This is a genomic window from Polynucleobacter difficilis, assembly GCF_003065365.1.
GTDB classification, from domain to species: Bacteria; Pseudomonadota; Gammaproteobacteria; order Burkholderiales; family Burkholderiaceae; genus Polynucleobacter; species Polynucleobacter difficilis.
In genome coordinates this window covers 1,566,815-1,593,421 of the sequence record NZ_CP023276.1, presented here as the reverse complement: position 1 = coordinate 1,593,421, position 26,607 = coordinate 1,566,815, and the positions used below count along the sequence as shown (strand labels likewise).

Annotated in this window: 26 protein-coding genes; 21 read left to right on the top strand and 5 right to left on the bottom strand. The window is 43.3% G+C overall.

The genetic code is table 11. The features are described from left to right. Positions 1 to 84 precede the first annotated feature (84 nt). The 5 genes from dctP to panB are packed head-to-tail and all read left to right on the top strand — an operon-like array spanning position 85 to position 4,865. The gene (dctP, locus tag AOC34_RS08120) at positions 85 to 1,152 is read left to right on the top strand and encodes a TRAP transporter substrate-binding protein DctP (RefSeq protein ID WP_108469592.1); all 1,068 of its coding nucleotides are present in this window, start codon (positions 85 to 87) and stop codon (positions 1,150 to 1,152) included. Between the two features lie 49 nt (positions 1,153 to 1,201). After that, positions 1,202 to 1,702, top strand: a complete 501-nt coding sequence (locus AOC34_RS08115; RefSeq protein ID WP_108469591.1) for a TRAP transporter small permease subunit — start codon at positions 1,202 to 1,204, stop codon at positions 1,700 to 1,702. Then, a complete protein-coding gene (locus AOC34_RS08110) occupies positions 1,699 to 3,021 on the top strand; it encodes a TRAP transporter large permease (protein WP_108469590.1) in 1,323 nt (440 codons plus the stop codon). The genes AOC34_RS08115 and AOC34_RS08110 overlap by 4 nt, the downstream gene beginning before the upstream one ends. 10 nt (positions 3,022 to 3,031) lie before the next feature. Next, positions 3,032 to 3,955 carry a phytanoyl-CoA dioxygenase family protein gene (locus AOC34_RS08105; protein WP_108469589.1) on the top strand — a complete coding sequence of 308 codons (924 nt, stop codon included), beginning with the start codon at positions 3,032 to 3,034 and terminating at the stop codon, positions 3,953 to 3,955. Between the two features lie 31 nt (positions 3,956 to 3,986). Then, entirely contained in the window at positions 3,987 to 4,865 is an 879-nt protein-coding gene (panB, locus tag AOC34_RS08100; protein WP_108469588.1) for a 3-methyl-2-oxobutanoate hydroxymethyltransferase, read from the top strand. Positions 4,866 to 4,887: 22 nt separating this feature from the next. Here panB and AOC34_RS08095 read toward each other — a convergent pair whose 3' ends face one another. Beyond that, the gene (locus AOC34_RS08095) at positions 4,888 to 5,511 is read right to left on the bottom strand and encodes a cysteine dioxygenase family protein (RefSeq protein WP_108469587.1); all 624 of its coding nucleotides are present in this window, start codon (positions 5,509 to 5,511) and stop codon (positions 4,888 to 4,890) included. A gap of 175 nt (positions 5,512 to 5,686) precedes the next feature. Here AOC34_RS08095 and AOC34_RS08090 point away from each other — a divergent pair, with 175 nt between their 5' ends. From AOC34_RS08090 to AOC34_RS10265, 8 genes are all read left to right on the top strand, one after another. Next, positions 5,687 to 6,784: a Zn-dependent alcohol dehydrogenase gene (locus tag AOC34_RS08090; protein ID WP_108469586.1), complete on the top strand. Its 1,098-nt coding sequence runs from the start codon at positions 5,687 to 5,689 to the stop codon at positions 6,782 to 6,784. 24 nt (positions 6,785 to 6,808) lie between these two features. Continuing rightward, positions 6,809 to 7,630, top strand: coding sequence for an alpha/beta hydrolase (locus AOC34_RS08085; RefSeq protein ID WP_108469585.1), 822 nt, complete (start codon positions 6,809 to 6,811; stop codon positions 7,628 to 7,630). Between the two features lie 488 nt (positions 7,631 to 8,118). Continuing rightward, on the top strand, positions 8,119 to 9,759 hold the full coding sequence (locus AOC34_RS08080) for an ATP-binding protein (protein ID WP_108469584.1): 1,641 nt from the start codon (positions 8,119 to 8,121) through the stop codon (positions 9,757 to 9,759). A gap of 1 nt (position 9,760) precedes the next feature. After that, positions 9,761 to 10,477 (top strand): alpha/beta hydrolase, encoded by a 717-nt coding sequence (locus tag AOC34_RS08075; RefSeq protein WP_108469583.1) that lies wholly within the window; start codon positions 9,761 to 9,763, stop codon positions 10,475 to 10,477. A gap of 236 nt (positions 10,478 to 10,713) precedes the next feature. After that, a complete protein-coding gene (locus tag AOC34_RS08070) occupies positions 10,714 to 11,406 on the top strand; it encodes a DUF2461 family protein (protein ID WP_108469582.1) in 693 nt (230 codons plus the stop codon). Positions 11,407 to 11,631: 225 nt separating this feature from the next. Continuing rightward, positions 11,632 to 12,063 carry a DUF6306 domain-containing protein gene (locus AOC34_RS08060; RefSeq protein ID WP_234408082.1) on the top strand — a complete coding sequence of 144 codons (432 nt, stop codon included), beginning with the start codon at positions 11,632 to 11,634 and terminating at the stop codon, positions 12,061 to 12,063. Positions 12,064 to 12,305: 242 nt separating this feature from the next. Then, the gene (locus AOC34_RS08055) at positions 12,306 to 13,424 is read left to right on the top strand and encodes an MFS transporter (protein WP_108470121.1); all 1,119 of its coding nucleotides are present in this window, start codon (positions 12,306 to 12,308) and stop codon (positions 13,422 to 13,424) included. A gap of 51 nt (positions 13,425 to 13,475) precedes the next feature. After that, a complete protein-coding gene (locus AOC34_RS10265) occupies positions 13,476 to 13,688 on the top strand; it encodes a hypothetical protein (RefSeq protein ID WP_159074844.1) in 213 nt (70 codons plus the stop codon). 224 nt (positions 13,689 to 13,912) lie between these two features. Here the strand turns inward: AOC34_RS10265 and AOC34_RS08050 are convergent, their stop codons facing one another. Both AOC34_RS08050 and AOC34_RS08045 read right to left on the bottom strand, forming a co-directional pair. After that, positions 13,913 to 15,136, bottom strand: coding sequence for a CaiB/BaiF CoA transferase family protein (locus tag AOC34_RS08050; RefSeq protein WP_108469580.1), 1,224 nt, complete (start codon positions 15,134 to 15,136; stop codon positions 13,913 to 13,915). Next, complete coding sequence (locus AOC34_RS08045; protein WP_108469579.1) at positions 15,136 to 16,110, bottom strand: Bug family tripartite tricarboxylate transporter substrate binding protein; 975 nt, start codon at positions 16,108 to 16,110, stop codon at positions 15,136 to 15,138. The genes AOC34_RS08050 and AOC34_RS08045 overlap by 1 nt, the downstream gene beginning before the upstream one ends. Between AOC34_RS08045 and AOC34_RS08040 the strand changes: the two genes are divergently transcribed. Together AOC34_RS08040 and acuI are read left to right on the top strand one after the other, a co-directional pair. Continuing rightward, complete coding sequence (locus tag AOC34_RS08040) at positions 16,087 to 16,896, top strand: TetR/AcrR family transcriptional regulator (protein WP_159074843.1); 810 nt, start codon at positions 16,087 to 16,089, stop codon at positions 16,894 to 16,896. The genes AOC34_RS08045 and AOC34_RS08040 overlap by 24 nt on opposite strands. 7 nt (positions 16,897 to 16,903) lie before the next feature. After that, entirely contained in the window at positions 16,904 to 17,899 is a 996-nt protein-coding gene (gene acuI / locus AOC34_RS08035; protein WP_108470120.1) for an acrylyl-CoA reductase (NADPH), read from the top strand. A 203-nt stretch (positions 17,900 to 18,102) separates the two neighbouring features. On the opposite strand, the gene AOC34_RS08030 is transcribed toward acuI, so the two are convergent. Further along, positions 18,103 to 18,588, bottom strand: coding sequence for a MaoC family dehydratase (locus AOC34_RS08030; protein WP_108469577.1), 486 nt, complete (start codon positions 18,586 to 18,588; stop codon positions 18,103 to 18,105). 507 nt (positions 18,589 to 19,095) lie between these two features. Next, positions 19,096 to 19,446: a DUF3147 family protein gene (locus tag AOC34_RS08025; protein WP_108469576.1), complete on the bottom strand. Its 351-nt coding sequence runs from the start codon at positions 19,444 to 19,446 to the stop codon at positions 19,096 to 19,098. 223 nt (positions 19,447 to 19,669) lie between these two features. On the opposite strand from AOC34_RS08025, the gene AOC34_RS08020 reads away from it, so the two are divergent. The 6 genes from AOC34_RS08020 (at position 19,670) to AOC34_RS07995 (ending at position 26,496) form a co-directional block, all read left to right on the top strand. Next, positions 19,670 to 20,005 carry a hypothetical protein gene (locus tag AOC34_RS08020; protein WP_159074842.1) on the top strand — a complete coding sequence of 112 codons (336 nt, stop codon included), beginning with the start codon at positions 19,670 to 19,672 and terminating at the stop codon, positions 20,003 to 20,005. 70 nt (positions 20,006 to 20,075) lie between these two features. After that, positions 20,076 to 21,359 (top strand): TolC family protein, encoded by a 1,284-nt coding sequence (locus tag AOC34_RS08015; RefSeq protein ID WP_108469574.1) that lies wholly within the window; start codon positions 20,076 to 20,078, stop codon positions 21,357 to 21,359. Between the two features lie 13 nt (positions 21,360 to 21,372). After that, positions 21,373 to 21,942: a hypothetical protein gene (locus AOC34_RS08010; protein ID WP_108469573.1), complete on the top strand. Its 570-nt coding sequence runs from the start codon at positions 21,373 to 21,375 to the stop codon at positions 21,940 to 21,942. After that, positions 21,939 to 22,979: an efflux RND transporter periplasmic adaptor subunit gene (locus tag AOC34_RS08005; protein WP_108469572.1), complete on the top strand. Its 1,041-nt coding sequence runs from the start codon at positions 21,939 to 21,941 to the stop codon at positions 22,977 to 22,979. The genes AOC34_RS08010 and AOC34_RS08005 overlap by 4 nt, the downstream gene beginning before the upstream one ends. A 10-nt stretch (positions 22,980 to 22,989) precedes the next feature. Beyond that, positions 22,990 to 26,112: an efflux RND transporter permease subunit gene (locus AOC34_RS08000; RefSeq protein WP_108469571.1), complete on the top strand. Its 3,123-nt coding sequence runs from the start codon at positions 22,990 to 22,992 to the stop codon at positions 26,110 to 26,112. 15 nt (positions 26,113 to 26,127) lie between these two features. Continuing rightward, entirely contained in the window at positions 26,128 to 26,496 is a 369-nt protein-coding gene (locus AOC34_RS07995) for a hypothetical protein (protein ID WP_108469570.1), read from the top strand. The last annotated feature ends 111 nt before the right edge of the window (positions 26,497 to 26,607 follow it).

The window sequence follows — 26,607 nt, the reverse complement described above, 5'->3', positions numbered from 1 at the left end:
AAAGCAGCACCTTTTTTGTTTTATTTATTTTGATGTTTATCTGTTAATGCAACTGACTCATTGATTGAACATAGGAGACTGGGTATGAAAAAGCGTGATTTTTTAAAAGTAGGTGGCACTGCAGCAGCTGCCATGGCGTTTCCACTGACCGTCCAAGCGCAAGGGGCTAGCTACAATTGGAAGATGGCAACGGGATGGTCTGGCGGCCCATTAATGGATTTAGGTGCAAAGGCTTTTGCAGCCCGAATGGAGCAATTTAGTGGCGGGCGATTCAAGATTCAAACCTTTCCTGGTGGTGCTTTAGGTAATGCCTTAAAGGTGCCTGAGACGGTTAAAAATGGTCTAGCAGAATTGGGCCATACCTGGATGGGCTATGACTGGGGCAAGGATCCTACCACCGTTTTATTTGGTGGTTATGCCGGGTCTTTTGATTCTGAGCGAATGTTGCATTGGCTATATGCAGCTGGCGGCACAGAGATGCAAAAAAAATTCCGCGATGAAACCGATGGAGTTATCTCTATGCCTCTGTTTATTCGGACTGCTGAGGCTTTTCTCCATTCAAGAAAACCAGTCAAAACATTGGCTGATCTGAAGGGTTTAAAACTAAGGACTGCTGGCGCTTGGCTTGAAATGTCGAAAGAGCTTGGTGCTGCTCCAGTAACTACTGCGGGTGGAGATGTTTATCCCATGTTGGAGCGCGGCGCCATTGATGCTACGGAGTGGGGTACTTTGTATGAAAACATTCCGATGGGATTCCATAAAGTAGCCAAGTACATTATTTATCCAGGAGTTCATCAGCCAACAGCGCCTTTTGAGCTTGTTATTAATAAAGATGTTTGGAACAAATTGCCTGAGCCTGATAAAAAATTAGTTGAATCAGTTGCTAAATTGGTCACCCTTGAAAGCTGGCTGATTGTAGGTCAGGAAGATGCAAAGGCTTTAGATTTTTATAGAAAAGCCGGCAATACCGTTATTGAGTTATCACCTGAGGTGCAGCAAGCTGCTTACAAAATTGGTATTAACTGGGCCACTAAAACTGCTAAAGAGAATAAGTATCCATTCTTTGCCTCTGTATTTGACAGTCAGCAAGAGCTCAACAAACTATGGGCAGGTGCAACGGGTTGGCGTTCTGTTAAAACAGGCGTTAAGTAATCTGTAGTAAAGGGCTCTCTTTTCGAGAGCCCTTTTTTGAGGATCGGTGATGTCTACTTTTGTAAAAAATATCGAACGAATTACTGGCGACATAGGAATATTGGCATCTTTTTTGCTAGTTCCTTTAGTTCTTGCTACAACCTATGAGGTGGTTGCGCGATATGCTTTTGAGGCCCCAACTGTCTGGGCTTATGAGGTTGGTTATGTATTAACGGGCTCTCATTTTTTATTGGGTATGGCCTATACGCTCCAAAAAGGGCAGTTCATCCGAATTGATATCTTTAGTCAATCGATGAGTTCCAAAATGAGAGCGCTAATTGATTTGATTGGCTACTCCGTAGTGTTTCCGCTAATGATCTGGATCAGCTATGGATTGCTTGGTCACTTAATTGCTGGGTTTATGAAGGGGGAGCGCAGCGGCCAATCCGCATTGAATATGCCAGTCTGGCCATTTCGGGTTGTATTTATGGTTGCATTTGTGCTTCTAGCGCTGCAGGTATTGGCTGAAATTATTAAATCATTAAAACAATATAAAGAACTAAAAAAATGATCGATTACCTACCTTTTTTTATGCTCCCAGTAGCATTTGTGCTGATGTTTTTGGGAATACAGGTTGCATTTTCTATGATGATTACAGCCGTTTTATTTGGCCTATTCATTTTTGGTGATCGCGTTGTTTTTCAGTTTATTGAAAAAATTGAGGATATATCTTCGAACTTTGTTTTTGCAGCAATACCTCTGTTTGTTTTTATGGGGGCAGTATTAGAAAAATCCGGCATTGCCGATAAATTATTTGAGGCAATTCATATTTGGACTAGAAGGCTACCTGGTGGTTTAGCCGTTGCAACCATCACCATGTGTATTATTTTTGCAGCATCTAGTGGGGTTATCGGCGCCACTGAGTCGGTGGTAGGGCTTTTGACAATCCCCATCATGCTTCGCTATAAGTATGACAAAAGTATGATTTCTGGGTCAATTTGTGCCGGTGGATCTTTGGGTACTATTATCCCGCCATCTGTAGTCGCTGTTGTGATGGGTCCCTTGGCCAATGTTTCAGTGGGTGATTTGCTCTATGGGATGCTGTTCCCTGGACTAATAATGGCCAGTCTGTATCTTGTATACATCATCGTATTGTGTACGATTTACCCTGAAAAGGGACCAAGAATTCCTCCAGAGCCAGGAGACCCTACTTTCAAAGAAAAGCTTTGGATTTCAACTAAAAATCTAGTACCACCCTTGATGATGATTGTTGCGGTACTGGGCTCTATTTTGCTTGGTTTAGCATCTCCAACTGAGGCAGCAGCAATCGGAGCAATTGCCTCTGTTTTGCTAACTGTCTTATACAAAAATTTTACGTGGAAGGGGCTGTACGATTCACTTATAAAGACCGTGTTAATCACCGCAATGATTATGGCCGTCCTGTTGGCGGGTTCATTATTTACTGGCGTGTTTATTGGTGGAGGCGGAATTAACACCGCAAATCAGCTGATCGGCCAAATGCAATTAAGCCCATGGTTTTTATTGGGCTTGATGATGTTAATCATATTCATCGCTGGATTTTTTCTTGATTGGATATCGATTGTGTTGATATTCGTGCCACTATTTACGCCGTTAATTGTAGGCGCAGGCTTTGATCCAGTTTGGTTCTGTATTTTGTTCTTAATCATGATTCAGACTTCTTATTTGACGCCCCCAATGGCACCGGCTATTTTTTACCTGCGTGCCGTTGCGCCAGAAGAGATCAACATCATGCATATGTACAAGGGTGTTGTGCCGTTCATTATTTTGCAAACTATTACTTTGTTTATTGTGATTGCGTTCCCAAGCTTGGTAACGTGGCTTCCATCAATAATGTTGAACTTCAAATAAGGAGTGTGTTATGACCCCAGACCAAATTCTTGCTATTAAGCCTAGAGTATTAAGTCAAGCGCAACGAGAGTCATATTTTGCTGATGGATATATTCTTTTGGAGAAGTTTATTGATGATGCATGGTTAAAAAAATTACGTGATGCCACTTCAGAGCTGGTTGAGCGTAGCAAAAAGGTCAGTAAGTCTGATGCCGTCTTTGATCTTGAAAAAGATCACAATGCGGATAGCCCAAGATTGAGAAGAGTATCTAATCCAACGGAGCATCACCCTGTTTTTTGGGAGTACGTATCAAAGTCCCCAATGCTAGATGCGGTTGCCGACTTGGTAGGCCCAAGCGTTAAATTTCACCACTCCAAGTTAAACTTCAAGTGGTCCAAAGGCGGTGAAGAGGTGAAGTGGCATTACGATATTTCATTTTGGCCACATACGAATTATTCGCCGTTAACGATTGGCACCTATCTTTACGATTGTGGAGTGGATCAAGGGCCTTTGGGGGTCATACCACGAAGTCATTTAATAGAGCCTATGCCTTCACAATACGATTCGAGCGGTAACTGGGTGGGCTGTCTTTCGGAGACGGACGCAAAAAAAGCAGTTGAATCCTCTAAGGCGGTCTACTTAACCGGCCCAGCTGGATCACTTACTTTGCATAATTGCCGAACAATTCATGGGTCACCCAAAAATCAATCTGATTTAGGTAGGCCTTTGCTGCTTTATACCCTTACATCTGCTGATGCATTTCCGTATACGATAAATCCATTGAAGCCAATCCATGATCAGGCTATTCTAAGCGGTGAACGGGCGCTTTATGCACATCATGATGCAACGCCCTGCCATATTCCGCCCGACTGGTCTGAAGGCTACACGTCCATTTTCTCATTGCAGCAAAAAGAGACAAATGGGGAATCTGCTAAAGCTACGTATGCGATGTAATGCAAAAGTTTAAATTGATAGAGGGAGTAATATGATCGATCAGCAGCCAGTCGAGCAAAAAAAAAGAACGATTCAAGAGATTCATGCCTCTAAAAAAACTGGGGAAAAAATGGTGTACATGTCGGTTCCTGATTACACATCAGCGAAGTGGGCTGAGAGTGCGGGAGTTGATGTGGCTGTTGTGGGCGATAGCCTTGCAATGATTGCTCACGGCCATTCAAATACCATACCAGCAACAATGGATATGATGGTAATGCATGCCACATCCATTAGAAGGGGTGCGCCGAATACCTTCGTGCTTGGCTGCATGCCCTATCAAAGCTACAACACAGTTGATCGTGCTTTACAAAACGCAACTCGATTCATGCAAGAAGCCGGTACTGATGCAGTGAAACCTCAGGGTGGAAAATCACAAGCGCATATATTAAGGGCGTTAGTAGATGCTGGTATACCTACAGCTTCTCATATTGGCATGACTCCACATACGGTAGCAGTATTCGGTGGGTTTCGAATTCAGGGAAGAACGGCGGATGCCGCTATGAAAATCCTTGAAGATGCGTTTGCAATTCAGGATGCAGGCTGTTTCATGCTTGAGTTTGAGGCGGTGCCGGCGAAAATTGCAACGGTGATTTCGCAGCAGCTTGAGATCCCAACTATTGGGATTGGCGCTGGTGTAGGTACTGATGGTCAAATTCTTTTATGCCATGATTTACTTGGTATTTTTTCTGATTTCAAGCCAAAATTTACAAAGCGGTATGCTAACTTAACTGAGGTTGCTGTTGAAGGTATTAAAAAGTATATCTCCGAGGTCAAGAGTAGTGCATTTCCAGATGATGACCATAGCTATTCGGTTGATGAAAAAGAATATGAAAAATTTCTAAATATGGTGGAAAAACGAAAGCATCAATAAGTATAAAAATCGCAGAGTCATTTTAAGTTATGGTAGCTCGTACAGATGCTGATCGGTCCCACAAGTTCGGCACTTGTGTGGACGAATAGCCCGAAACGAATTTTTTCACTTTATTACTACCCTCTTCATACACGTGACGGGTAACCGCCCCAATATTTGCGCCATAAACATGGATACTAATAGACGTTTGATCGTCAAAGGCATTTTTAACAATGTGAATATCGCCTAGAGTTGGGCTAACCACCTCGATATCACCTTGCTTAAGGACGGCTTCACTGCCTACGGCAACTAACTCGCCACTAGCATCCTGGGTATAACGTTGGCCTTTTTCTGCGCCGCGCAGCATCCCAATGAGACCCCATACAGTATGGTCGTGAATCGGGGTTTTTTGGCCTGGGCCCCAAACAAAACTAACTACCGAGAATCGCTCTAATGGATCTGTATGTAAAAGGTATTGTTGGTAGTAATCGGGGTGTGGAACAGTACAAAATTCAGGCAGCCATGTGTCTGTAGAAATGAGCGTTTTAAGGTATTTTTTTGACTCCGCTATTAATTTATTTTCATCGCGTTCCTTTTCGACTAGCTTTGTCATCGCAACAATAAAGTCACGCAGGGGGCTGATTGGTTCTGTGGCTAAAGTCTGCATAAGTTTCACCTATTTAAATTCTTTCAACTAGATTATTGGATAGTGTAGTGCTTGTCAATTCACTGTCAGTCATCGATGAGGATGGGTTGACTTTTTACATATATATATGCAGTATATTAGATGTATGGATGTTGACTATCAATCATTTTGACCACGCGAGAAAAGACCCCAACTCATGAAATTTGACGGTGCTGTTTTGAGTGCAATTGGTGATCCCTTACAAGTGCAGAAATTAAGTATTGGAAATCTTGCGTTAAACGATGTTGTGATTAAGATCAAAGCAACTAGCCTTTGCCACACAGACCTAGAGGCCGTTGAGGGGTCCTTGGGGACTCCGCTCCCATTTATTCCTGGGCACGAAGCTGCTGGAGTTGTCGAATGGATCGGTGATGATGTAAGCGCCCTTAAGAAAGGCGATCATGTCATCGTGTCCTGGAACCCGTTTTGTGGCAAGTGTTACTTTTGCCAAAAAAAACAGCCTATTATTTGTAGTCAGTACCGAAGTAATGTGACCCAATCATTTCATTTTGACGGTAAACCAAGAATCTTTTTAGAAAATACTGCAATTCATCAGTTGATGTATGCAGGAAGTTTTGCTGAATACGCTGTTGTTACGGAAGACTGCGCGGTACGAATTTCAAAAGAAATTCCTTTTGATGTAGCTTGTTTGATTGGGTGTGGCGTCATGACAGGCGTTGGTGCCGTCATCAATATTGCTCAGGTTACAAAAGGTTCCACATTCGGAGTGATCGGATGCGGAGCCGTTGGCGTTTCATCAATTCAAGGCGCAAAAATTGCTGGGGTGGAACGCATTTTTGCTATTGATCGAGATGAAAAAAAGCTTGCATTTGCAAAGCAATTTGGTGCTACCGATTTGATTCTAGCTAATGACGATATCATTGAGGAAATAATGCAGCTAACCGGTGGAATTGGTCTTGATTATGTGATTGAGTCAGCTGGTAGTGAGTCAGCATTTCGCTTGAGTTTAGAAATGGTGAGACCGGGAGGTCAAGTTGTTTGGTTGGGTAAGGTTGCCACACAAAAAATGGTTGAGTTTCGTTGGGGATCGCTTATGGGTGAAAAGAAAATACATCGCTCTAGTTATGGTGGGGCCAATCCCCTAGTTGACTTTCCGTTTTTGGCCCAGAGTTATCTTGATGGCAACTTAATGTTAGATGAGTACATCACTAATCGCATTCGATTAAAGGACATCAATTTAGGCCTTGCTAGGCTTAAAGAGGGTAAAGAAATCCGTTCTGTTATTGAGTTTTGATTTGTTAATATCAGAAAGATAATTATGTGGAATGGATTTTCTAAGACTGATTTAGATAGGGCCTATAACAATTCCCTTGCCGTTCCTAATAGCGCTGATCTTATCGCGGCATGGTCATTCAATAGTCAGCTGGCTAGAAATGAATTAGGCGGACTAATTGGGGTTCCCTATGGTCAAGGTGATTATCAATCATACGATTTATTTTTGGCTGGTAATAACGCGCCATTAATTGTATTTGTACATGGTGGTTTTTGGCAAAATCGATCTAAAAATGATTTTAGTTTTATAGCGCCTACTTTAGTTAAGGCGGGTTTTAGTGTAGCTGTTTTGGGATATACCCTCGCTCCATTTGCCACCATCGACCAAATTGTGAACGACGTTAGAAGTGGGATTCGCGCTATACATAGATCAGCAGGAATAAACTATAAAAAACATAGTGGTATGTGGCTTATAGGTTGGTCTGCGGGAGCCCACCTTATCACCATGGCTTTAAATGAGCCATGCGTTATTGGCGGCACAGGAATCAGTGGTATTTATGATTTAGAACCCATGAGACTTTCTTATATTAATGACAAATTAAATTTAACATCGGAGGCCTCATTACAAAACTCACCAATTCTTTTGTCTAATCATTTTGGGAAAGATTTAGATTTATTTGTTGGTGACGCTGAATTACCTGAGTTGATACGTCAATCACAGACTTTCGCCGAATATAGAAAGACCTCGAATCAGTTCGGTTTTTTTCAAGTGTTAAAGGAATCAAACCACTATACGATATTTGATGAACTCATTAATCCGGAGGGATCAATTTTTTTGAGTCTAAAGCAAAGATTCATTGCGTTATGATTTGATACATAGAATGGGGGAATGCCAGCGCGACTAATTTTACCTCTTGATTCTCACAATCCTTTGGTCCCAGGTTCAAGTCCTGGTGGGCCCACCAGCAAAGCAAACCCTCATCAGCAATGGTGGGGGTTTTGTCTTTTAAACGTGATTTTAAGTAATGGTTGTCTTATGAGCTAACTATTTGTGTCTATTTTCTACTGTTCAGACAATTTAAGCCATATTAGAGTGTAAATACGGCACAATATTTTCATATGTGGGCATCATTTAATTCAGTTATGGCGCTTAATTAGCTTGCTCTGTAGAGTGTTAATCCTATGCATAATATTACTATTGGCATCCTTGTATTTCCGCGCTTTCAACTGCTTGATTTAGCCGGTTCAGGCGCATACCGTCCCCCCAAAATGGATCCTATTTTGGCTTGCATTGACTGCAGTCAAGCATGTTTCAGATATAGCTTTCTATGATTTATTAAAAGAGTAAAAAGAACCATGGAATTCGAAATACCAGAAACCCTGGCCAATGCGCTACTTGGAACGATCAATGAAGATTCGCTGCTTGCTAAGCGGCTGAGCGAGTACGGCCTTTCCCGAGGCAAACGTGTGGTGCCCAGCCACCTTTTCGATGCCACCTCACTTAACACACTCTACGACCTGTGTCGTACGGCCAACGAGCGTGAGCTGATGTTCCAAATGCTGGCGCTGGACAATATCCATGCCGCACCGGCTGCCCGAAAAATCCCCAGCTTAGAGCATCTAATCCCCGGTCTGATCGCTTGGCTGTCGCGTGACATGATCGATGGCTGGCTCTATAAGCTCGGCAAGGACGGTGTGTTACAGCCTTGGTTGGTCCATTCTATGCGCCATGTGCAGCCTGCCGATAGCGCAGCTTACGTCATCATCGGCCTGCTGGCCAATACCTTGCAGGCTGCGGGACGGGGGCCGGTCGCCGATCCGAGGCTAAGGTACACCGCCATGACCAATAGCATTAGCTTTCATGCCGAGGATATTTTGGATTTCACGATTCCCGAATTGATGACGGGTCATGGTTACTTCAAAGAATGTGCAGAATTCAAAAATGAATACGAGACACACTCAAAGCGTTTCATGCAGATGCAACCAAAGTTTGGTGCGCAGTTTACTGTTTTTGGCAATGTCTGGATGTCCAGCGAAGGGCCTCGTCCACAACTCGAATGCATGCGGCTGCAGGCAGGCACAACGGCGCGTTGCGTAAATGACGAAGAGCTGCTGGAACGTCACTTTGACACCACCGCCGATGCAACCTTCTGGCGCGGAAGCGGTATCAGTGAGGGTTTTGAACGGATTCCCCAACATTGCTATCTACACCTATTCCACCTGGATTACCACCGCCACATATGGGCGCATGTACAAAATGTTAGTGCGTATCGTTACAAGCCGGAATTACGTGACAAGCTGGTTTTGCCGCATGCTCATCGCGACTTGATTGATATCTTGACCGCTGATCGTAACTTCCTGATGGAGGACATTGTGGAGGGTAAGTCGGGCGGCACAACTATCCTGTGCAAAGGCGCGCCTGGCCTAGGTAAGACGCTGACAGCAGAGGTCTATGCCGAGGTCGTCGAGAAACCACTATACCGCGTGCATTCTGGTCAACTTGGCGTGACAGCAAGCTCAGTGGAAGCCAACCTTTCGAAAATCCTGCGCCGCGCGGCGCGCTGGGATTCGGTGCTGTTGCTCGACGAGGCCGACGTCTACATTCGCCGCCGCGACAACGATCTGCAGCATAACGCTATCGTGGCTGAGTTCTTGCGTACCCTTGAGTATTTCAATGGCTTGCTGTTCATGACTACTAACCGCGTAGCCGACATTGATGATGCCGTCTTGTCGCGCTGCATCGCCATCATCCAGTTTGAGATACCAACTCAAGAGCAGGCAAAACAACTATGGAAATCACTAGCGCAACAGTTCAATACCGAACTACCCGACGGCCTAGTTGAGTGCTTAGCAATAACCTACGCTGATGCCAGCGGCCGCGATATTAAAGAGTTACTCAAGCTGACGCTCAAGTTTTGCAAGGGCAGGAATTTGTCGCTCAGTGAGGAAGTCTTTGCTCAGTGCGCGGCTTTCCGCAGCATCGGTAAACTCGTCTAAGATGATACCGTTTGACACGTCCTTCCTGGGTGATTCGCTACTAGGCCGGCTCAGTTTTCGATCCGGCACCGTACCCGACAAGCAAGCCTTGCCCGCTGGTCGTCACGACCTGGGTATTGCTAGTGAGCGCGACGCTGTATTGATCGTGCCGGACGGCCTGCAGCCTGGAGTTCCAGTCCCTCTGCTGGTGATGTTTCATGGCGCCGGTGGCAGCGCCGACAAAGTGCTGCCATTCGTGATCGACCATGCGTATCAGCATGGCTTTTTGCTTTTGCTGCCGCAGTCTCAGTTTCCGACTTGGGACTTGGTCGTGGGTGGTAACGGCCCAGACCTAGAGCGGCTGGACAAAGCATTACACGAAGTGGCGTCACGTTTTTCTATCGATCCATGCCGCCTGGGGTTTGCTGGGTTTTCAGACGGAGGCAGCTATGCGCTTTCAGTAGGCGTGACCAACGGCGACGTCGTTAGCCACGTGATCGCATTTTCCGCAGGCTTTATGTCAGTCTTTCAGCAAAATGGTACACCCCGCATCTTCATCGCTCACGGTTTGGAAGATGAGCAGCTGCCAATTGAAACTAGTGCCCGTCCTCACGTAGCCAAACTTAAGGCCGCAGGTTATGACTTAACCTCCTTGGAATTCAAAGGCCCGCACCGCATCGAGCCGTCAGTGGTTGCGTTGGCAATGGATTTCTTCCTGAAACCGACAGCGCAGCTGTAACAAGCCACGCTTAAAGCGGCCAATAGCGGACGGTAGAGCAGAGGGTCGAAAATCCTTGTGTCGGTGGTTCGATTCAGTCCCGGGCCACCAAGATTCTATAAACCACCTTCGGGTGGTTTTTTTGTTTCTGTGTTGGTTGGTGTCTTCCACGTATTACCTGCCCCCTTTAAGTAGAATGAAGCTAATAAGAGAAACATGTTTTATTTAGATTAATTCAATACAAGATTGGAAAAGCTATGAGCATTAAATTTTCAAAGCAGACTCTTCCTTTCATGACTGAGGCTGGTAAACAAACAGATCCAACTTGGCTCGATAAGAATCAAGAAAGCTACGAAACACTCGTAAGGCAGCCTTTTATTGATTTAGCGGAGCGACTTAAGACTTCGTTACAAAGTAGCGTTCCAGATTATCACTTTCCTACAAAAGGAATTGGTAGGATTAAAAAGAATGCCAATAAAATTGTGCGTGGCAGTACCTGCTATAAAAGCTGGTTATCTATTTCGATTGCGAAACCTTCTGAGTCTCGTTTTGAAAGAAACCCACACTTATTCTTTGGCATTCTTCACAATATCCCTCCATACATGGGGGTAGTTGTCGCCGGTGGGCTCTTTATGCCATCTGGCCCCCAATTAAAAAAGATGAGGGAGGCGATAGCAAAAGATGCTCGGCCTTTCCATGCCTTATTTGCTGACCCAGCTTTCAAGTCACGCTTTAAGACAAATTTTTCTCGAGAGAACGTAGCCTCTCGCCCTCCACGCGGTTTTGATCCAAACCATCCGGATATGGATTGGCTTATGCTCAAAAACTTCTTAGTTGTAAAGACACTCAGTGACACAAAATTCACATCTTCAAACTTGGTGTCATCGGTGGTTGAGGACTTTAAGCAATTAATTCGCCTTAATCGGTTAATTGAAAAAGCAATCAGATAGAAAAGAGAATTAAATCATTATCAATTCGTGTCGTTTTAAACGACAGTCCAGAGCTAGAGTCAAGAACCCTTTTCCCTGGTCGATTCTGTCCCGAGCCATGACACTCTCCCAATTTTGGTAAGTTTGGCTGTTTTCATATGCAGTATGAGCAAATCGCCCTAGAATGGTCACAAATACATGAGATATTGCCAGGAAATAAGCACCCCATTCACAAGAGGTCAACATATGCATGATTTATCAGCATTAAATCCAATTAGCGGCGATGAACTGATTGCTGCGCTAAATGAATTGCTGGAGGCGGAAAGGGCTGGCGCTCGAGTAACCTTGGAAACAGCCAATCAAATAAAGAGTCACGAATTAGCTCCGTTAGTCACCGATATTCAACACGATGAAGTGCGCTGGTGCAAGATGTTGCTCGGAATTATTGGATCACTCGGTTTTTCGCCATCAACTGCCACGGGTGAATTTTATGAAAAAGCGATCTCCATTGAAGATCTCAAGGAACGCTTGCTTTTTTTGAATCGAGGGCAGGGATGGGTAGCACGACGTCTAGAAAAATTAATTCCAAGAATTCAAGAGCCGAATATTCGCTCTCAGCTACAAGCGATGCTTGATGCTCATGTTCTCAATATTCGTCGGGTCGAGGAGAGTATTTAGGCCTCAAATGATTGTTAGTTTGGATCAAATAATGCACGCCTTAATGGCTTTAAGATCAATAGCGTGATATTGAAAATCTAAATAAAGATTGTTAAATATTTTTTAGTATTGGGAATTAGGTCGTAATATAATGAAGGTGCTTCGACTGCCCCTAATTTTTTTATCCTCATTTGACTAATACGACAACTTCTCGACCCATAAGTCCTAATTTAGCCTCGCTATTGATTGTGATTGCGGAGTTGATGGGTACCTCTTTGTGGTTTTCTATCAATGGAGTGGCTGACAATTTAATAGATTCGTGGAGCACTAATCTTGCAGGCATAGGCATACTTACCAATGCTGTGCAACTCGGTTTTGTGGCAGGTACTTTGGTCTTTGCCTTAAGTGGGATAGCAGATCGGTACAAGCCCAGTCATCTTTTTGCTGCATGTGCTCTGCTTGGGGCATTGTTTAACGCTGCATTTGCTGTCTGGGCTGACAGTGTTTTGGTAGGTTCTTGCTTACGCTTTTTAGTTGGAATTTGTTTGGCCGGTATCTATCCAATTGGTATGAAGCTCATAATGACCTGGGACCCCCAAAAAGCGAGCTCGCGCATTGCTCAATTGGTTGGAATGCTAACGCTGGGAACAGCAATTCCGCATGCTACCCGTTACTTCGGTGTCGATTGGCCTTGGCAAGAGGTCATTCTTTTGTCTTCCTTCTTCGCTCTGGTTGCAATGGTGATGATTTTCTGGCTCGGAGATGGCCCCCACCTTAAATTAGGTAGTGCTTCACGAGTCAAGCTAAGCGGCTTTCGTGAACTCTTTGCAATTTCAGAATATCGTCGATCTGCTTTGGGATATTTCGGTCACATGTGGGAGCTCTATGCATTCTGGGCACTTGTGCCATTTCTGATTGCTAGCACCTATTCAATTCAAAATCCCATTCATTTATCGGGGCTAGCATTCTCTGTAATCGGGATTGGTGCAATTGGCTGCTTTCTTGGAGGGCAATTTAGCAAATCTATTGGGGGAGTGAAAGTTGCCTCAACAGCTTTGGCGCTATCGGGCATTTGTTGTCTACTGTATCCATGGATTTCTGGATTGCCGTTATGGGCACAAATTCTCTTTTGGGCTATTTGGGGAATGAGTGTCGTTGCTGATTCGCCACAATTTTCAGCGCTATCAGCACAAGCATGCCCACCCGAAATCGTCGGTACTGCACTTACTATTCAAAATGCGATTGGCTTTACGATAACGATGATCTCAATTCAAATCAGTACCGTAGTCTTACCATTCATGAATCAATACATCACCTGGCTATTGCTGCCGGGCCCTGTGTTGGGGCTCATTTTTCTGAATCGACTTTCAAAGCGTAGTTAATAAACATGCGATGTACCGAAGTTGTTAAGTCGAATAATACTAGGAGTCATCATGGCTACCTATTCAACACAATGTGACAGTAATTTTTTAGAAATTGGGGCAACGGATTTTGATTTCTCTCCAAGAAGCATACCTCTTAAGCGTTACTTAAAGAAACGCTTATCAATCTTCAAAAAAAGAACTTTGGAGAAACGAAGTGCTAGATGGTTGCTCCAAAAATCCTTTGGTTTTGAAAACCAAAGAGTGACTCCACACTTCTTTTAAATCCACGAATTTGCTTACACATTTACTTACACACCGACATTGACCACCCGCAGAGCCTCTTTTTATAAGGGTCTATCTTGGGTTTCTGCTCTCATAATCCTTTGGTCCCAGGTTCAAGTCCTGGTGGGCCCACCAGAAATGAAAATACCAACCTACGGGTTGGTATTTTTTTGATCGATTCTTCAATAAGTAATAGCATTCAATAAGATGCTTCAAAAAAATTATTACTTTAGAAGGTCACGCTCAATTAAACCCTGAATTTGTTGTTGGGTGAGACCTAACTTTTTAAGTACCTCTTCAGTATTTTCTCCTAAGCTTGGTGCACCTTTTAAGGTTTTTCTGTTGTTATTGTTAAAGGTAAATCCAAGGCCAGGCGTCTTAACTGATGATGTAGTGCTTACAAAATCAGTGATCGGTAAATTGATGCAATTTCCGTTTAAAGCCCTTTCGAGAAATTCACTCAGTGTTGAAACCTTTGCAGCCGGCACTCCTGCATTATTTAGAGCCTCTTCGATTTCATAGGCCGATTTTCCAGATAAAGCCTTTTCTATCTTTTGCTTAATTAAAGTTGAATCTTTAGCCTTTACAAATCCACCATTAATTGCATTAAATGCTTTTACGTCAATGGCATTTGGATCACTACAAATTTCATCCATGCCTAGGAGAGCCATCATTTTTTTAAATTGACTTGGGGTATTTGCTGCAGTGGCCAACCAACCATCTTTGCATTTAAATGTATCAGAGCCTGGGCTGCCCGAATATCCGCGATTACCGATTCGTTTGTGAACCTCTTTATTCGTCAGGTAATCAGTTATGTATGGATACATGAGCATCAGCGAAGCCTGAATTAAAGATGTTTCGATATGTTGGCCAATATTTGCCGTTTTCTGCTGATAGAGGGCAGAGCTTATTGCAATAGCCCCCAACATACCTACTGCGATATCTATTACTGGAAATCCAATTTTAATTGGCTCGCTACTATCTTCAGGGCCAGACATCATCATCATCCCTGTAAGAGCTTGTATTACTTGATCATACCCCCCTCTACTAGACCACGAGCCCCCTTGACCATATCCAGAGATTGAGCAGTAAATGATTTGAGGATTAATCTTTTTTATTGACTCATAATCTAAGCCATATTTTTTTACTACACCTGGTCGAAAATTCTCTATAAAAATATTGGATTCTTTTGCAAGGGAGCGAATAATATTTGCGCCTTCTTCAGTCCGAATATCAATTGCGAGTGATTTTTTTCCAGCGTTAAAAGCGGTAAATGCAATTGAATCAGGCTCGGTTGCCTTTTTGCTTGCCCGCATAACATCACCGACTCCAGGCTTTTCAATTTTAATAACTTCGGCGCCTAGTTGCGATAAATAATGGGATGCAAAGGGGCCAGCAATGACATGAGACATGTCGATTACTTTGACCCCCTTTAGTGGCTCCGACATTAAGCAGTGATCCCGGTAAGTTTAATAATCTCAGCCCATTTCTTATTCTCACTAATCATGTAGTTAGTAAAAGCTTGAGGACTTTGGCTTGGTGTAATTATATTTCCCGAAGATTCGTAACTCTGCGCTAGGGAGGCGCTAGTGAGTGCCTTTGAAATTCCTGAAAATAAAGTGCTGATGACATCCGAGGGTGTTTTCACTGGTGCCCACATCCCAAACCAAGATTCTTGAATAGTGAGGTCATTTTTCATGATCTCATTTAACGTTGGTACATCAGGTAGCTGGGACAAACGATTTCTACTGGTAACCGCTAAAGCTCTAAATTTTCCTCCAGTAACCAGAGGAACGCCCGTGCCAGCGATGGGAAAAGCAAATTGAGTATCTCCCCGCAAAAGCGAAGCAGCAATCTCAACTGATCCTTTGAGTGGAATGTGTACTAGATTTAACTTATTCAAAGCAATAAATGTTGCGCCTGCGATATGAGCTGATGTACCAATTCCGCCGGAGCCGTAATTCATTTTTCCAGGACTTGCCTTTGCCGCAGCAATTACATCATCTACCGTCTTATAGGGCGATTCACTACTAACAACCATAACGGTAGGGGAGGAATACATATTACAAATAGGAGCAAAGTCCTTCATTGGATCAAATGAAAGTTCAGGTTTTAGGATCTTTTGAATTAATTGAATATTAGAACCGAGCAACAATGTGTATCCATCGGGATTGGATTGTGCGACAAACTGGGCAGCTAGGACGCCGGCTGCACCGACTTTGTTTTCCACAACAATGGATTGTTTAAATGCTTCTCCTAGATGAGGGGCAGCTTGGCGAAGTTGTATATCTGGACCCCCTCCAGCTGCATATGGAGAGACAGTCTTGATGGGGCGATTAGGAAAATTACCCTGCCCCCAAGCAAGTGATGCTGGAAATAATGCCGTCATCGAACTTGCTTGGATGAATTGCCGTCTATTCATATTGCTCTCCTCAGATTCAAAATAAATGGTGCATTGCAAAAGATAATTAAAGTTGACTGTTCGTCTATTTCAGTTTTAAATTTATTACAAAGAATCAAAAAAATCAAATTTTTAAAACCTTATTTGAAGGAAATAAATTTAATGCTGGATTTAAGATCCTCGGCGACAGAGCTCCCCCAGAGCAAAGGAAGTAAAAAACGTCAACAGCTTGTAAATATTGGAACCGAAATATTTACTCAAAAAGGTTTTACTATTACCAGCCTGGACGAGATTGTTTCCATTGCAGGAATTCCGAAAGGGTCTTTTTATTATTACTTTGATAGTAAGGAAGAATTCGCCTTGGAAGTAATCATAAATTATGGAAAATATTTTTCAAAAAAACTAAGTCGAATCTTAGGCAATGAAATGAATAGCCCGCTAGATAGGCTTAGGGAATTTGTGAAAGAGGCTTCCAATGGGGTAAAAAAGTATGAATACAAAAGAGGTTGTTTGATTGGAAATCTGGGGCAAGAAATGGCAAGTATTGAGGATGGTTTTAGAACCCAACTTCTTGAGGTAATAAAGGATTGGCGTAACCAATTTTCAGAATGCATTGAAGAGTCAAAGCAGGCGGGTGAAATTTTAACTAAAGTTCCTTCTGCTGAGCTATCCAGTTTCTTTTGGAGTTCGTGGGAGGGGGCTGTGTTGTGCTCAAAACTTGAACAGTCTGTTAAGCCATTAAAAAACGTTGGCGATTTATTTCTGAATGAAATGCTTAAGCCAAAAAACTATCCAAGAAAAAAATAAGGAAAAAATGTTTAAAGCCATTTACTTAACCAAAAATAATGATGGATTAACAGAGGCAAGGGTTGAAAACTTAGAGGAATCTGCTCTGCCTGAATTTGATGAAGGCGGCGTGCTTGTCAAAGTTGATTATTCCACTATAAATTATAAAGATGGTTTAGCGATAACGGGTAAGTCACCTGTTGTTAGAAAGTTCCCAATGGTGCCTGGTATTGATTTAAGTGGCACGGTACTTGAGAGTAATCATGCTAATTGGGTAAAAGGAGATCAGGTTATCTTAAATGGATGGGGCGTAGGTGAATCGCATTGGGGTGGCTTAGCTCAACTTGCAAGAGTTTCAGGAGACTGGCTCATTAAGAAACCTGCTAACTTAACCTCTAGAGATGCAATGAGCATTGGAACTGCTGGTTACACTGCCATGCTGTGTGTCATGGCATTACAAAAGCATGAAATAGCTCCTAATTCAGGCGAAATATTGGTTACTGGGGCCTCTGGTGGCGTTGGGTCTTTTGCTGTCGCAATTCTCGCGGGGCTTGGTTACGCAGTAGTTGCCTCAACCGGTAAGTTAAATGAAAAAGAGTATTTAATGGGTTTGGGTGCAAAGGAAGTCATTGATCGAAAACTGCTTTCTGATCAAGGAAAGCCCTTGCAGAAGGAGCGTTGGGCAGGAGTGATTGATACTGTAGGGTCCACAACGCTTGCCAATGCCTGTGCGTCTACTAAATATGGTGGTGTTGTTACTGCCTGTGGCTTGGCCCAGGGTATGGATTTACCACTAACCGTTGCTCCATTCATATTAAGGGCAGTAAAACTCATTGGTATTGATAGTGTGATGGCTAATAAAAAGCTTCGTGAAGATGCCTGGAAAAATCTTTCAGAAATGTCCCTCCTTCCTAAAATAAATGAGATTGTTAAAACAGTACCACTTGAAAAAGCAATTGATGTAGCTCACGAAATTTTATCTGGAAGTGTCCGGGGGCGAGTACTGGTCAATGTTAGTCAGTAGTAATGCATTATTTCAGGAAAATTGCTTATAGCCTTTGAAGCTGTTTTGACATTACGGATTTAGTCAGGCCTCAAGCTAAAGTAAAGCTTAGTTAGAAGTTGCTTTAAAGGGGTGGCTGATATCCAGTAACACTTTATATCTTTTGGCGACCAATGTGCTTGGGCGCAGCGACCATAGCGCTCCTTTAGTCATAGTAGGAAATTTTATTGCGACGCTTCATCGTCAAATTCCCCATAACGTCGGCTTACCCATTCTGCGATGAGGCATGGCCGTTCCTTGCCTTCTTGTTCCATGGATACATTCCAAATAATTTGCACTCCGCCTTTAAATGCCTCGAGAGATGCTAGGGTGAAATGAGCGCGCACTTTAGCATTTACCAAAACCGGATCAGTAAATCGAACCTTATTAACGCCATAATTGATAGATAAAGTAACGCCATCAATGAGAACAGTATCTGTAAAAAATCTACTTATGAGAGAGAGCGTTAAGAAGCCGTGGGCTATTGTGACTCCAAAAGGGGAATCTTTAGCTGCTCTTGCTGGGTCTACGTGTATCCACTGGTCATCGCCTCCGGCTTCGGCAAATAAATCAATACGCTCTTGAGTAATTGTTTGCCAATCCGAGGGCGGGAGCTGTTTACCAACCCAGTTTTTTAATTCATTAAGAGAGCTAAGTTTAATTTTATGCATGCAATACCTCTTTTTAGTGACGCTGCTAGCTTAAAGTGATCTTAACCTGATCGCGTAGACATGCACTTAAGCATACTGCAATTATTCAAATTCCTAGTGCTAACATATCTAAGCGTCTAGTATCGATTCTCAGAATAATCATGAGGGGAGGCTGTAGTTACTTTATGTAACGCTTACTCACCAAAAACCACCTTGGAGCAACGAAGTGTTAAACGGTTGCTCCAAAGATCCTATGGTTTTGAAAACCAAAGAGTGAGCAAGTGTTTGCTGTGATCTTGTTAATCTAGTCACACAAATACTCACACACCGATAATGAGACGCTGTAACCTCTTGAAATCCTAGTGGTTTTCTTTGGATGTCTGCTCTCATAACCAGAGAACCTAAACTAGACCTAAACGTCACAAAAAGCTAGCTTTTGAGACTAAAGGTTGGGTTTGGAGTTGTAGGCGTTACTTTAAGTAACGGTTGGGGATGCTAGAAAGTGTGTAGGCAATTACTGCACATTTTCTACAGCAGCTCAATCCCAACGCTTTTCATCACTAAGGAAAATAAGCCAAAACAGATAACTGCCGCTACTACACACGTGGCCATGGTCATCCAGAAGCCTAGCTTTGGAAGTAGGTATGGAAACAGTAAGAACATTGGTAAGGTAGGTATTACATACCAAAAGGTGTAATAGGCATGGTTTGCTATCTTCTCTTCAGATTGGTTTTCAATATATAGCCAAGTAAGTGTTAGTAAAGTCATCAGTGGCAGAGCTGCTATAAAGCCACCTAACCTATCGCTCCGCTTAGCTATCTCAGAAATGAATACAACCATTCCTGCAGTGAGTAAGTATTTGGTAATGATCCAAGCCATTTGAGCCTTAGGAAGAAATAGTTGTGGAATAGTCTAAAGCAGAGTCAGATATCCTAAGCCCTTTTTTGATTCCGCCCCGGACCGCCAAGAAACACTAAAATCGTCCTGCGTAGGTGTTTTACTGGTATGAGCTGTTGGTAACATCTTTATCCAAAGCTAATCCATTAAGCGTTTTGAGAAAGCTCATAATGCAAAATACTAAGAAATATGCTGTAATAGAAACATGAGAAAAATCCTGATAATTCTGGCCCTGCTAGCTTTATCGATACAAACCTCCTATGCTACGGTTTCTGCTTACTGCCAAGAAGAGCAGGCAGCAGCTTCTCATGTTTCACATCACGAGCATGAGAAGCCAGTCAGTATTGCCTCAGCTAGCGATTCTGCAAGCTACGATTCTGATTGTGGGGTCTGTCATTTGGCGCATTCTCCAGCATTACATTCCACTTTTACCATTTCAATTGCCACTACCATCTTTCATTATGAAGATGCTCGAGTGGAGTTTTTAGTCAATATTTCTCCTCCCCCTCCTGAAAAACCCAATTGGCTCGCTCTCGCCTAAGTTAGCGAGAGCCTTAACCTAATTCTTCTTCTCTCGCTAACTCTGTTTTGAACAAACAAATGGAGTTTTTATGTTGCGAGAGTATTCGGGCGTAGTTCGTCGCTGCGTCATTCAATTTACTGGATTGGTTTTTATATTGGGGTCGCCAATAGCGCTGGCTAATGGCGAGCGCAAAGCCGAGTCGGCCTTAAAGTCCTTCTATGAATCTTCATGGGAGCGCCAACCTGACTATAAGTCCTATCAGTATCGAGTAGAGGCCGCGCTTGCTAAGCAAAAAATTGCTAGCAGCCTTTTGGTAAGCCCAGCTTCGGTGGAAGTGTCGCAAAAGACCGATAGAACTAACAGTAATCAAGGCGCTAGTGAAACCATACTGGGTTTAGATATCCCCCTTTGGTTATGGAATGAGCGGTCAAGCTCAATTAATTTAGCGGATGCAGAATATAAAAAGCTTTTGTCTCAATACTATCTATCCCAATTGAGAGTTGCGGCCGAAGTAAGGGATGCCTATTGGAATTACCAGAAATCAAAAATTGAGTCTGATTTAGCGCTACGCAGAAATGAGAATGCAAAGAGCTTAGCTCTTGATGTTGAAAAGAGATTTAAGGCTGGAGACTTATCTCGCGCAGATCTTCATCAGGCTAATGGGGCTCTCGCATCATCAGAAGCTTTTTTGGTCGAAGCGCAGGCCAACGTCATTAATGCTGAGCAAAGGGTGCGTTCTTTATTGGGAAGTGAGTATCTCAAGAAAATTCAATTCGGTGACATTGCTAAAAATATTGAACCGTTACCCAAGGTTCCTGAAAACCTGTCAGGACTAGATTCTAGTTTGCCAATCGTTGCAGCACTTGTAGACCAGTTAGAGGTTGCTAAAAAAGCGGTTGACTTAGCAAAGTCTCAAACTCGGGCATCCCCACAATTGCAAGTATGGACTACTAAGGGCCGTGAAGTCTATGGCGTTCCCTATCAGCAATCAGTTGCTGTTGGATTAAGAATTCCTTTTGGCTCTGATGCTCGCAATACCAATAGATTGGCCAGCGCTACAGCTGAGATGGTCGATTCAGAGGTTCGATTGTCCTATGAGCGAGAGTCTGCATTAAGTAATGTGGAATCAAATGTGGCTTTGGTGAAGTCGGCAAAAATGAAGCTTGGCGCTGCAGATAAGAGGTCTAACCTAGCCAATGAAACACGTCAATTTTTTGACAAATCATTTCGCTTTGGTGAAACCGATTTGCCCACAAGACTACGTATTGAGCTAGAAGCAGTGGATGCAAATAGACAGGCTGCGATTGCAAAAATCAATTACGCAGTCTCAGTTTCAAATTTACGACAGGCCCTTGGCCTGTTACCAGAGTAAGGTCACTTTAACTATGAATTTATTGAACAAATATAGTCAGTTGGCGTCAAAACTATTAATTGCGCTATCTCTGACAATTGCATCGGCAGCTTATGCAGGCCCTGGTCATGGGGAGGAAAAACCCACCACTGCACAAACTCAAACATCACCTCGCTTTTATGCTGAATCTGATCTCTATGAGGCGGTAGGAGTGATCAATGGTAAGGAAATCACGCTCTACCTAGATCGCTACTCCTCCAATGAATTGGTCAAAGGAGCTAAGGTTGAAATTGAGCTTGAGGGCTCTAAAATTAGTTCAGAGCCTCATGGTGATGGAGAGTATCTCTTTCGCCTAAAAAATAAAATTAAGGATCAGCCTACTGCGATCACCATCACGATTAATGATGATGTTACCGACATACTAGCAGCCACTATCGATCTAAGTTCCTTTGAGCACTCCTCATTGATCTCTTGGAAATCAGCAATAAAAATCTTGCTTTATTTCAGCCTCTTGATGGCAATTGCCTATTTTTCTTATCGCAAGAAAGAGGTGTTGATGACGCATGCAAAAAAATTAATCAAACAAATCAAGGAGCGGGTATGAATCGCAAACATAGAGATTTTGTATTTCGCCCCTTTATCCTTATTGGTTTATCTGTGGCGCTATTTGCTTTTAAGGTTCATGCTGGGCCGGGTCATGGTGAGTCGGAAGTATCCCAAGTTCAAGGCGACGCTCCGAAAAGACAGTCGGACGGCAGTCTTTTTATTCCCAAGCCTGCGCAACGCCAGTTACACGTGATGACAACTCCTGGCCAGTTCGGGGAATATGCCAAAACCTATGATTTAGCTGGAAAAGTCATCATGGATCCTAACTTTGGCGGTAAGGTGCAAGCGATTGTTGCTGGCCGTATTACGCCGGGACCAGCTGGTTTTCCATTGCCCGGACAGAAGATTAGTAAAGGCGATGTCTTGGCGTATGTAACGCCAGAGGCTGGCCCAGGAAAATCAAGATCACTTGCGGAAAGTCGACTAAAGCGTTTGCGAGATCTTAGCGATACGGTTCCACGTAAGACTATTGAAGAGGCAGAAGCCGCGGTTGCTAATGAAGAATTAAGAGCCCCAGTCAGCGGAATTATTTCTACTACGGGTGTCGTGTCTGGCCAAGTAGTACAAGCAAGAGATCTAATCTTTGAGGTTGTTAATCCATCCAAGCTATTAATAGAAGCGCTTGCCTACGACTCAAATCTGAGTAAGAACATTGCTGATGGCAAAGTGGATGTCAATGGCAAAGTGATTGAGCTCAAGTATCTCGGTGGTGGACAGACCCTCAGAGAGCAAGCCTTGCCTCTTACTTTTTCTGCTAAATCGGATGATCTCCAATTTTTACCCATAGGTCAGCCCATTCGAGTATTTGTAAATACCGATAGCAAGGTCACTGGAGTAAAGGCGCCCTCAAAATCATTAGTCAAAAGCAGCTCGAACCAAACAATTGTCTGGATTAAAAAGTCCCCAGAAATATTTGAGCCCAGAACAGTTATATATGAGCCTTTAGATGGTCAGAACATTGTTATCACTAGCGGTATTAAAGATGGTGAACGAGTCATTACTGATGGGGCATCCCTCATCAATCAAATTCGTTAAGGACTAAGACATGTTTACTTGGTTATTAGATTTCAGCTTAAAAAATCGCATGATAGTGATTTTGCTCAGTGCTATATCTATGGTCTATGGTGCTTACACCTTAAGCAAGATGCCTGTGGATGTCTTTCCCGATCTGAATAAGCCTACTGTCACCATCATGACTGAGGCTGGCGGAATGGCTTCAGAAGAAGTTGAACAACTCATTACATTCCCACTCGAAACGGCCATGAATGGTTTACCAGGAGTAGAAGCCATTCGCTCAGTATCTAGCGCCGGCCTCTCTTTTATATACGTTACTTTTGACTGGTCTGTAGACATCTATCGCGCTAGGCAAATGGTTTCAGAAAGACTCTCATCTATGGACGGAGCAATTCCGGATGGCATTGTTTCGCGTATGGGGCCCATTAGTTCGATCATGGGTGAGGTTATGCAAATTGCCATTCCGATTGATGAATCTAAGATTTCATCCATGCAGGTTCGCGAGTATGCTGATTGGGTTTTGCGACCCAGATTGATGGCTATCCCCGGGGTAGCGCAAGTCATTCCTATTGGCGGGCAAGTTAGGCAGTTTCAAGTACAACCTAATACTCGTCGTATGGCGGAGCTAGGCCTTAGCATATTGCAGATTGAAGATGCATTGCGGGGCTACTCTGCAAATACGTCTGGTGGATTTCTTGAGTCTAATAATCGTGAGTATCTCATTCGTCATATAGGGCGAACTTCTAGCCTTGAAGATTTAAAGAACATTGCCGTATCGAACCGCAATGGACAAACAATACTTTTAAGACAAGTTGCAGATATTACTTTTGCACCAGCAGTTAAGCGAGGTGATGCCGGTTATGAAGGTGGGCCAGCAGTCATTCTAGGTGTACAAAAACAACCTTCAGCAGATACGGTAGTGCTAACAAAAAAGATTGAATCAGCTATTGCAGAATTAAAGCAGGGCTTGCCAACTGGCATGGAAGCTCCAAAAGTAACATTTAGGCAGGCGAGCTTTATTGATGCATCCATTAGCACTTTAGAGGGTAAGCTCATCGGCGCATCAATCTTTGTTGCTGTAGTGCTGTATTTCTTTTTAGGAACAATTCGCCCGGTCCTCATCTCATTAACAGCAATTCCAGTTTCAATTCTCTTAACTGCCCTGGTTTTTAAGTACTTTGGTTTATCAATTAATACGATGACCTTAGGAGGCCTAGCCATTGCAATCGGCGGCCTAGTTGATGATGCAGTAGTTGATGTGGAAAACGTGATTCGTCGCCTTAGAGCAAATCTAGATAAAGCATCTTTAGATCAATTAAGTCCACTAGCGATTGTGAGAGCCGCCTCGCTTGAGGTAAGGACCGGCATTATCTACGCTACAGCCATCATCGTTTTGGTATTCATCCCATTATTTGCATTACCAGGTATAGAGGGGCGACTATTTGTGCCTTTGGGTATTGCATTTATAGTCTCTACTCTTGCATCACTTTTAGTTTCAGTGACTATCACACCAGTACTCTGCTTTTATCTGCTGCCCTCAATGCAGTCCCTGAGGGATCACGATACAAAGATTGTCACTTGGCTTAAAAGCCATTATGAGTTTCAGTTATCAAGGTTGTTAGCGGCGCCTAAAAAGCCTCTGATGTATGCTTTTGCATCCGTCATCGTAGCTGCTGCCAGTGTTCCCTTTATGGCGAGCTCATTTTTACCGCCCTTTAACGAAGGGACTTTACTGATCGGGCTGCGTTTAAATCCTGGTGTCTCACTCTCTGAATCGGCAGGCCTAGCCAGCCAAGCAGAAAAGTTAGTCAGGCAGGTTCCTGAAGTGACTTATGTTGGACGCAGGAGTGGCCGCGCAGAATTGGATGAGCATGCAGAAGGTGTACATGTGAGTGAGTTAGATGTTGGTTTAAAGCCTGCGGGAGATTTAGATCGCTCCATGTCTGAGATACAGGCAGATATTAGGTCAAGATTAGTTAACTTACCCGCTGCAATTGCAATCGGTCAGCCAATCTCACATCGAATAGATCACATGCTTTCAGGAGTTCGGTCACAAATTGCGATTAAGATTTTTGGAGATGATTTAGACGTGCTGCGTAGCCAAGCCGATCTTTTGAGATCCAAATTAGCGGGCATTGAAGGCTTAGTTGATTTAGAAATAGAAAAGCAGGTTTTAGCACCACAAATTAAGGTGCGAATTGATTACGATAAAGCAGCGCAATACGGAGTTTCAACTTCTCAGATTATGGCCACCTTGCAGGGCATGGTTGAGGGGGAGAGACTCTCGCAAATTATTGAGGGTAATCGACGGTTTGCCTTAGTGATCAAGCTACCAGACTCAGCAAGAAATTTAGAAGGTCTTGCTGATATCTTGATTGATACGCCAAATGGAAAAATCCCACTCTCAAAAATTGCCAGCATTGAGGATGGGGATGGCCCAAATCAAATTAGCAGAGACGGCGGTAAGCGAAGAATTGTCTTATCGGCTAATGCCTCCAAGCGTGCCTTGTCAGATATCGTGGCTGATATTAGAACTGTGATCTCTAATCAGACTCTTCCAGAGGGGTACTTCATTACTCTAGATGGCCAATTTAAAGCGCAAGAAGAGGCATCTAAAGTAATTGGTTTGCTATCAATTGGATCATTTCTTTTGATGTTTGCGGTTTTAAATAATCGCTATAAGTCCATACGCTTATCTTTAATGATTATGTCTAACATTCCATTGGCTATGGTCGGAGCAGTGATTGGTTTATGGATTTCAGGCCAGCCACTCTCGATTGCTGCATTAATAGGATTTATCACGCTAGCAGGAATATCTGTGCGTAACGGAATCTTAAAAATTAGTCATTACCTGAATTTGATGCAGTCAGAGGGTGAATCGTTTAGCCTGGCAATGATTATTCGCGGATCAATTGAGCGCTTAAGTCCTGTACTAATGACAGCTTTGGTCACAGCTTTTGCCTTGGCGCCATTGTTATTTGAAGCAGAGCGTCCTGGTACAGAGATATTGCATCCAGTAGCAGTTGTTATTTTCTCCGGGCTCCTCAGTTCTACCTTATTGGATACTTTTTTAACGCCAGCCATGTTTTGGCTTTACGGGAAAAAAGCATCTGAAATAGCCTTGAGCAATATGAAAACTAACGAAGTATTTTAATTTAAAGGGGTTTATATGAAATCAATGATGTTGATTGCAACCTTGCTCATCAGTTTTACTGGCTTAGTTCAAGCTGGAGCTGGCCATGAATTAAAACCAATGCATGGCGGTGTCATAGTAGAGGCTAAGGACATTGATATTGAATTGGTTGCAAAGCCTGATAGCTTGTCGCTGTATTTGACGGACCACGGTAAACCGATACCTATAGATGGTGGGACCGCAAAGCTGACAGTCTTAATTGGATCAGATAAAAAAGATTATGAGCTACTGCCTAATGAAGGGAAATTGGAAGTGAAAGGTAATTTCGCTATTCCCAAGGGTGCTAAGGCCATAGCAGTTATCAAGATAAAGGCGAAAGTGATTACAGCAAGATTTAATTTATAAGTTAAATCACCTCAATCTAGCCTATAGATTGGGTTGTTGTGAAGTAATCGGATTGCTATCGTTGATTGGTGGAGCCATGTTCCGCCAAGGTCCGCCTTTGGGTCGATGGCG

Coding starts and splice junctions, on each gene's coding strand:
- dctP (WP_108469592.1), top strand. CDS start 85: ATGAAAAAGCGTGATTTTTTAAAAGTAGGTGGCACTGCAGCAGCTGCC.
- AOC34_RS08115 (WP_108469591.1), top strand. CDS start 1,202: ATGTCTACTTTTGTAAAAAATATCGAACGAATTACTGGCGACATAGGA.
- AOC34_RS08110 (WP_108469590.1), top strand. CDS start 1,699: ATGATCGATTACCTACCTTTTTTTATGCTCCCAGTAGCATTTGTGCTG.
- AOC34_RS08105 (WP_108469589.1), top strand. CDS start 3,032: ATGACCCCAGACCAAATTCTTGCTATTAAGCCTAGAGTATTAAGTCAA.
- panB (WP_108469588.1), top strand. CDS start 3,987: ATGATCGATCAGCAGCCAGTCGAGCAAAAAAAAAGAACGATTCAAGAG.
- AOC34_RS08095 (WP_108469587.1), bottom strand. CDS start 5,511: ATGCAGACTTTAGCCACAGAACCAATCAGCCCCCTGCGTGACTTTATT.
- AOC34_RS08090 (WP_108469586.1), top strand. CDS start 5,687: ATGAAATTTGACGGTGCTGTTTTGAGTGCAATTGGTGATCCCTTACAA.
- AOC34_RS08085 (WP_108469585.1), top strand. CDS start 6,809: ATGTGGAATGGATTTTCTAAGACTGATTTAGATAGGGCCTATAACAAT.
- AOC34_RS08080 (WP_108469584.1), top strand. CDS start 8,119: ATGGAATTCGAAATACCAGAAACCCTGGCCAATGCGCTACTTGGAACG.
- AOC34_RS08075 (WP_108469583.1), top strand. CDS start 9,761: ATGATACCGTTTGACACGTCCTTCCTGGGTGATTCGCTACTAGGCCGG.
- AOC34_RS08070 (WP_108469582.1), top strand. CDS start 10,714: ATGAGCATTAAATTTTCAAAGCAGACTCTTCCTTTCATGACTGAGGCT.
- AOC34_RS08060 (WP_234408082.1), top strand. CDS start 11,632: ATGCATGATTTATCAGCATTAAATCCAATTAGCGGCGATGAACTGATT.
- AOC34_RS08055 (WP_108470121.1), top strand. CDS start 12,306: ATGGGTACCTCTTTGTGGTTTTCTATCAATGGAGTGGCTGACAATTTA.
- AOC34_RS10265 (WP_159074844.1), top strand. CDS start 13,476: ATGGCTACCTATTCAACACAATGTGACAGTAATTTTTTAGAAATTGGG.
- AOC34_RS08050 (WP_108469580.1), bottom strand. CDS start 15,136: ATGTCGGAGCCACTAAAGGGGGTCAAAGTAATCGACATGTCTCATGTC.
- AOC34_RS08045 (WP_108469579.1), bottom strand. CDS start 16,110: ATGAATAGACGGCAATTCATCCAAGCAAGTTCGATGACGGCATTATTT.
- acuI (WP_108470120.1), top strand. CDS start 16,904: ATGTTTAAAGCCATTTACTTAACCAAAAATAATGATGGATTAACAGAG.
- AOC34_RS08030 (WP_108469577.1), bottom strand. CDS start 18,588: ATGCATAAAATTAAACTTAGCTCTCTTAATGAATTAAAAAACTGGGTT.
- AOC34_RS08025 (WP_108469576.1), bottom strand. CDS start 19,446: ATGGCTTGGATCATTACCAAATACTTACTCACTGCAGGAATGGTTGTA.
- AOC34_RS08020 (WP_159074842.1), top strand. CDS start 19,670: ATGAGAAAAATCCTGATAATTCTGGCCCTGCTAGCTTTATCGATACAA.
- AOC34_RS08015 (WP_108469574.1), top strand. CDS start 20,076: ATGTTGCGAGAGTATTCGGGCGTAGTTCGTCGCTGCGTCATTCAATTT.
- AOC34_RS08010 (WP_108469573.1), top strand. CDS start 21,373: ATGAATTTATTGAACAAATATAGTCAGTTGGCGTCAAAACTATTAATT.
- AOC34_RS08005 (WP_108469572.1), top strand. CDS start 21,939: ATGAATCGCAAACATAGAGATTTTGTATTTCGCCCCTTTATCCTTATT.
- AOC34_RS08000 (WP_108469571.1), top strand. CDS start 22,990: ATGTTTACTTGGTTATTAGATTTCAGCTTAAAAAATCGCATGATAGTG.
- AOC34_RS07995 (WP_108469570.1), top strand. CDS start 26,128: ATGAAATCAATGATGTTGATTGCAACCTTGCTCATCAGTTTTACTGGC.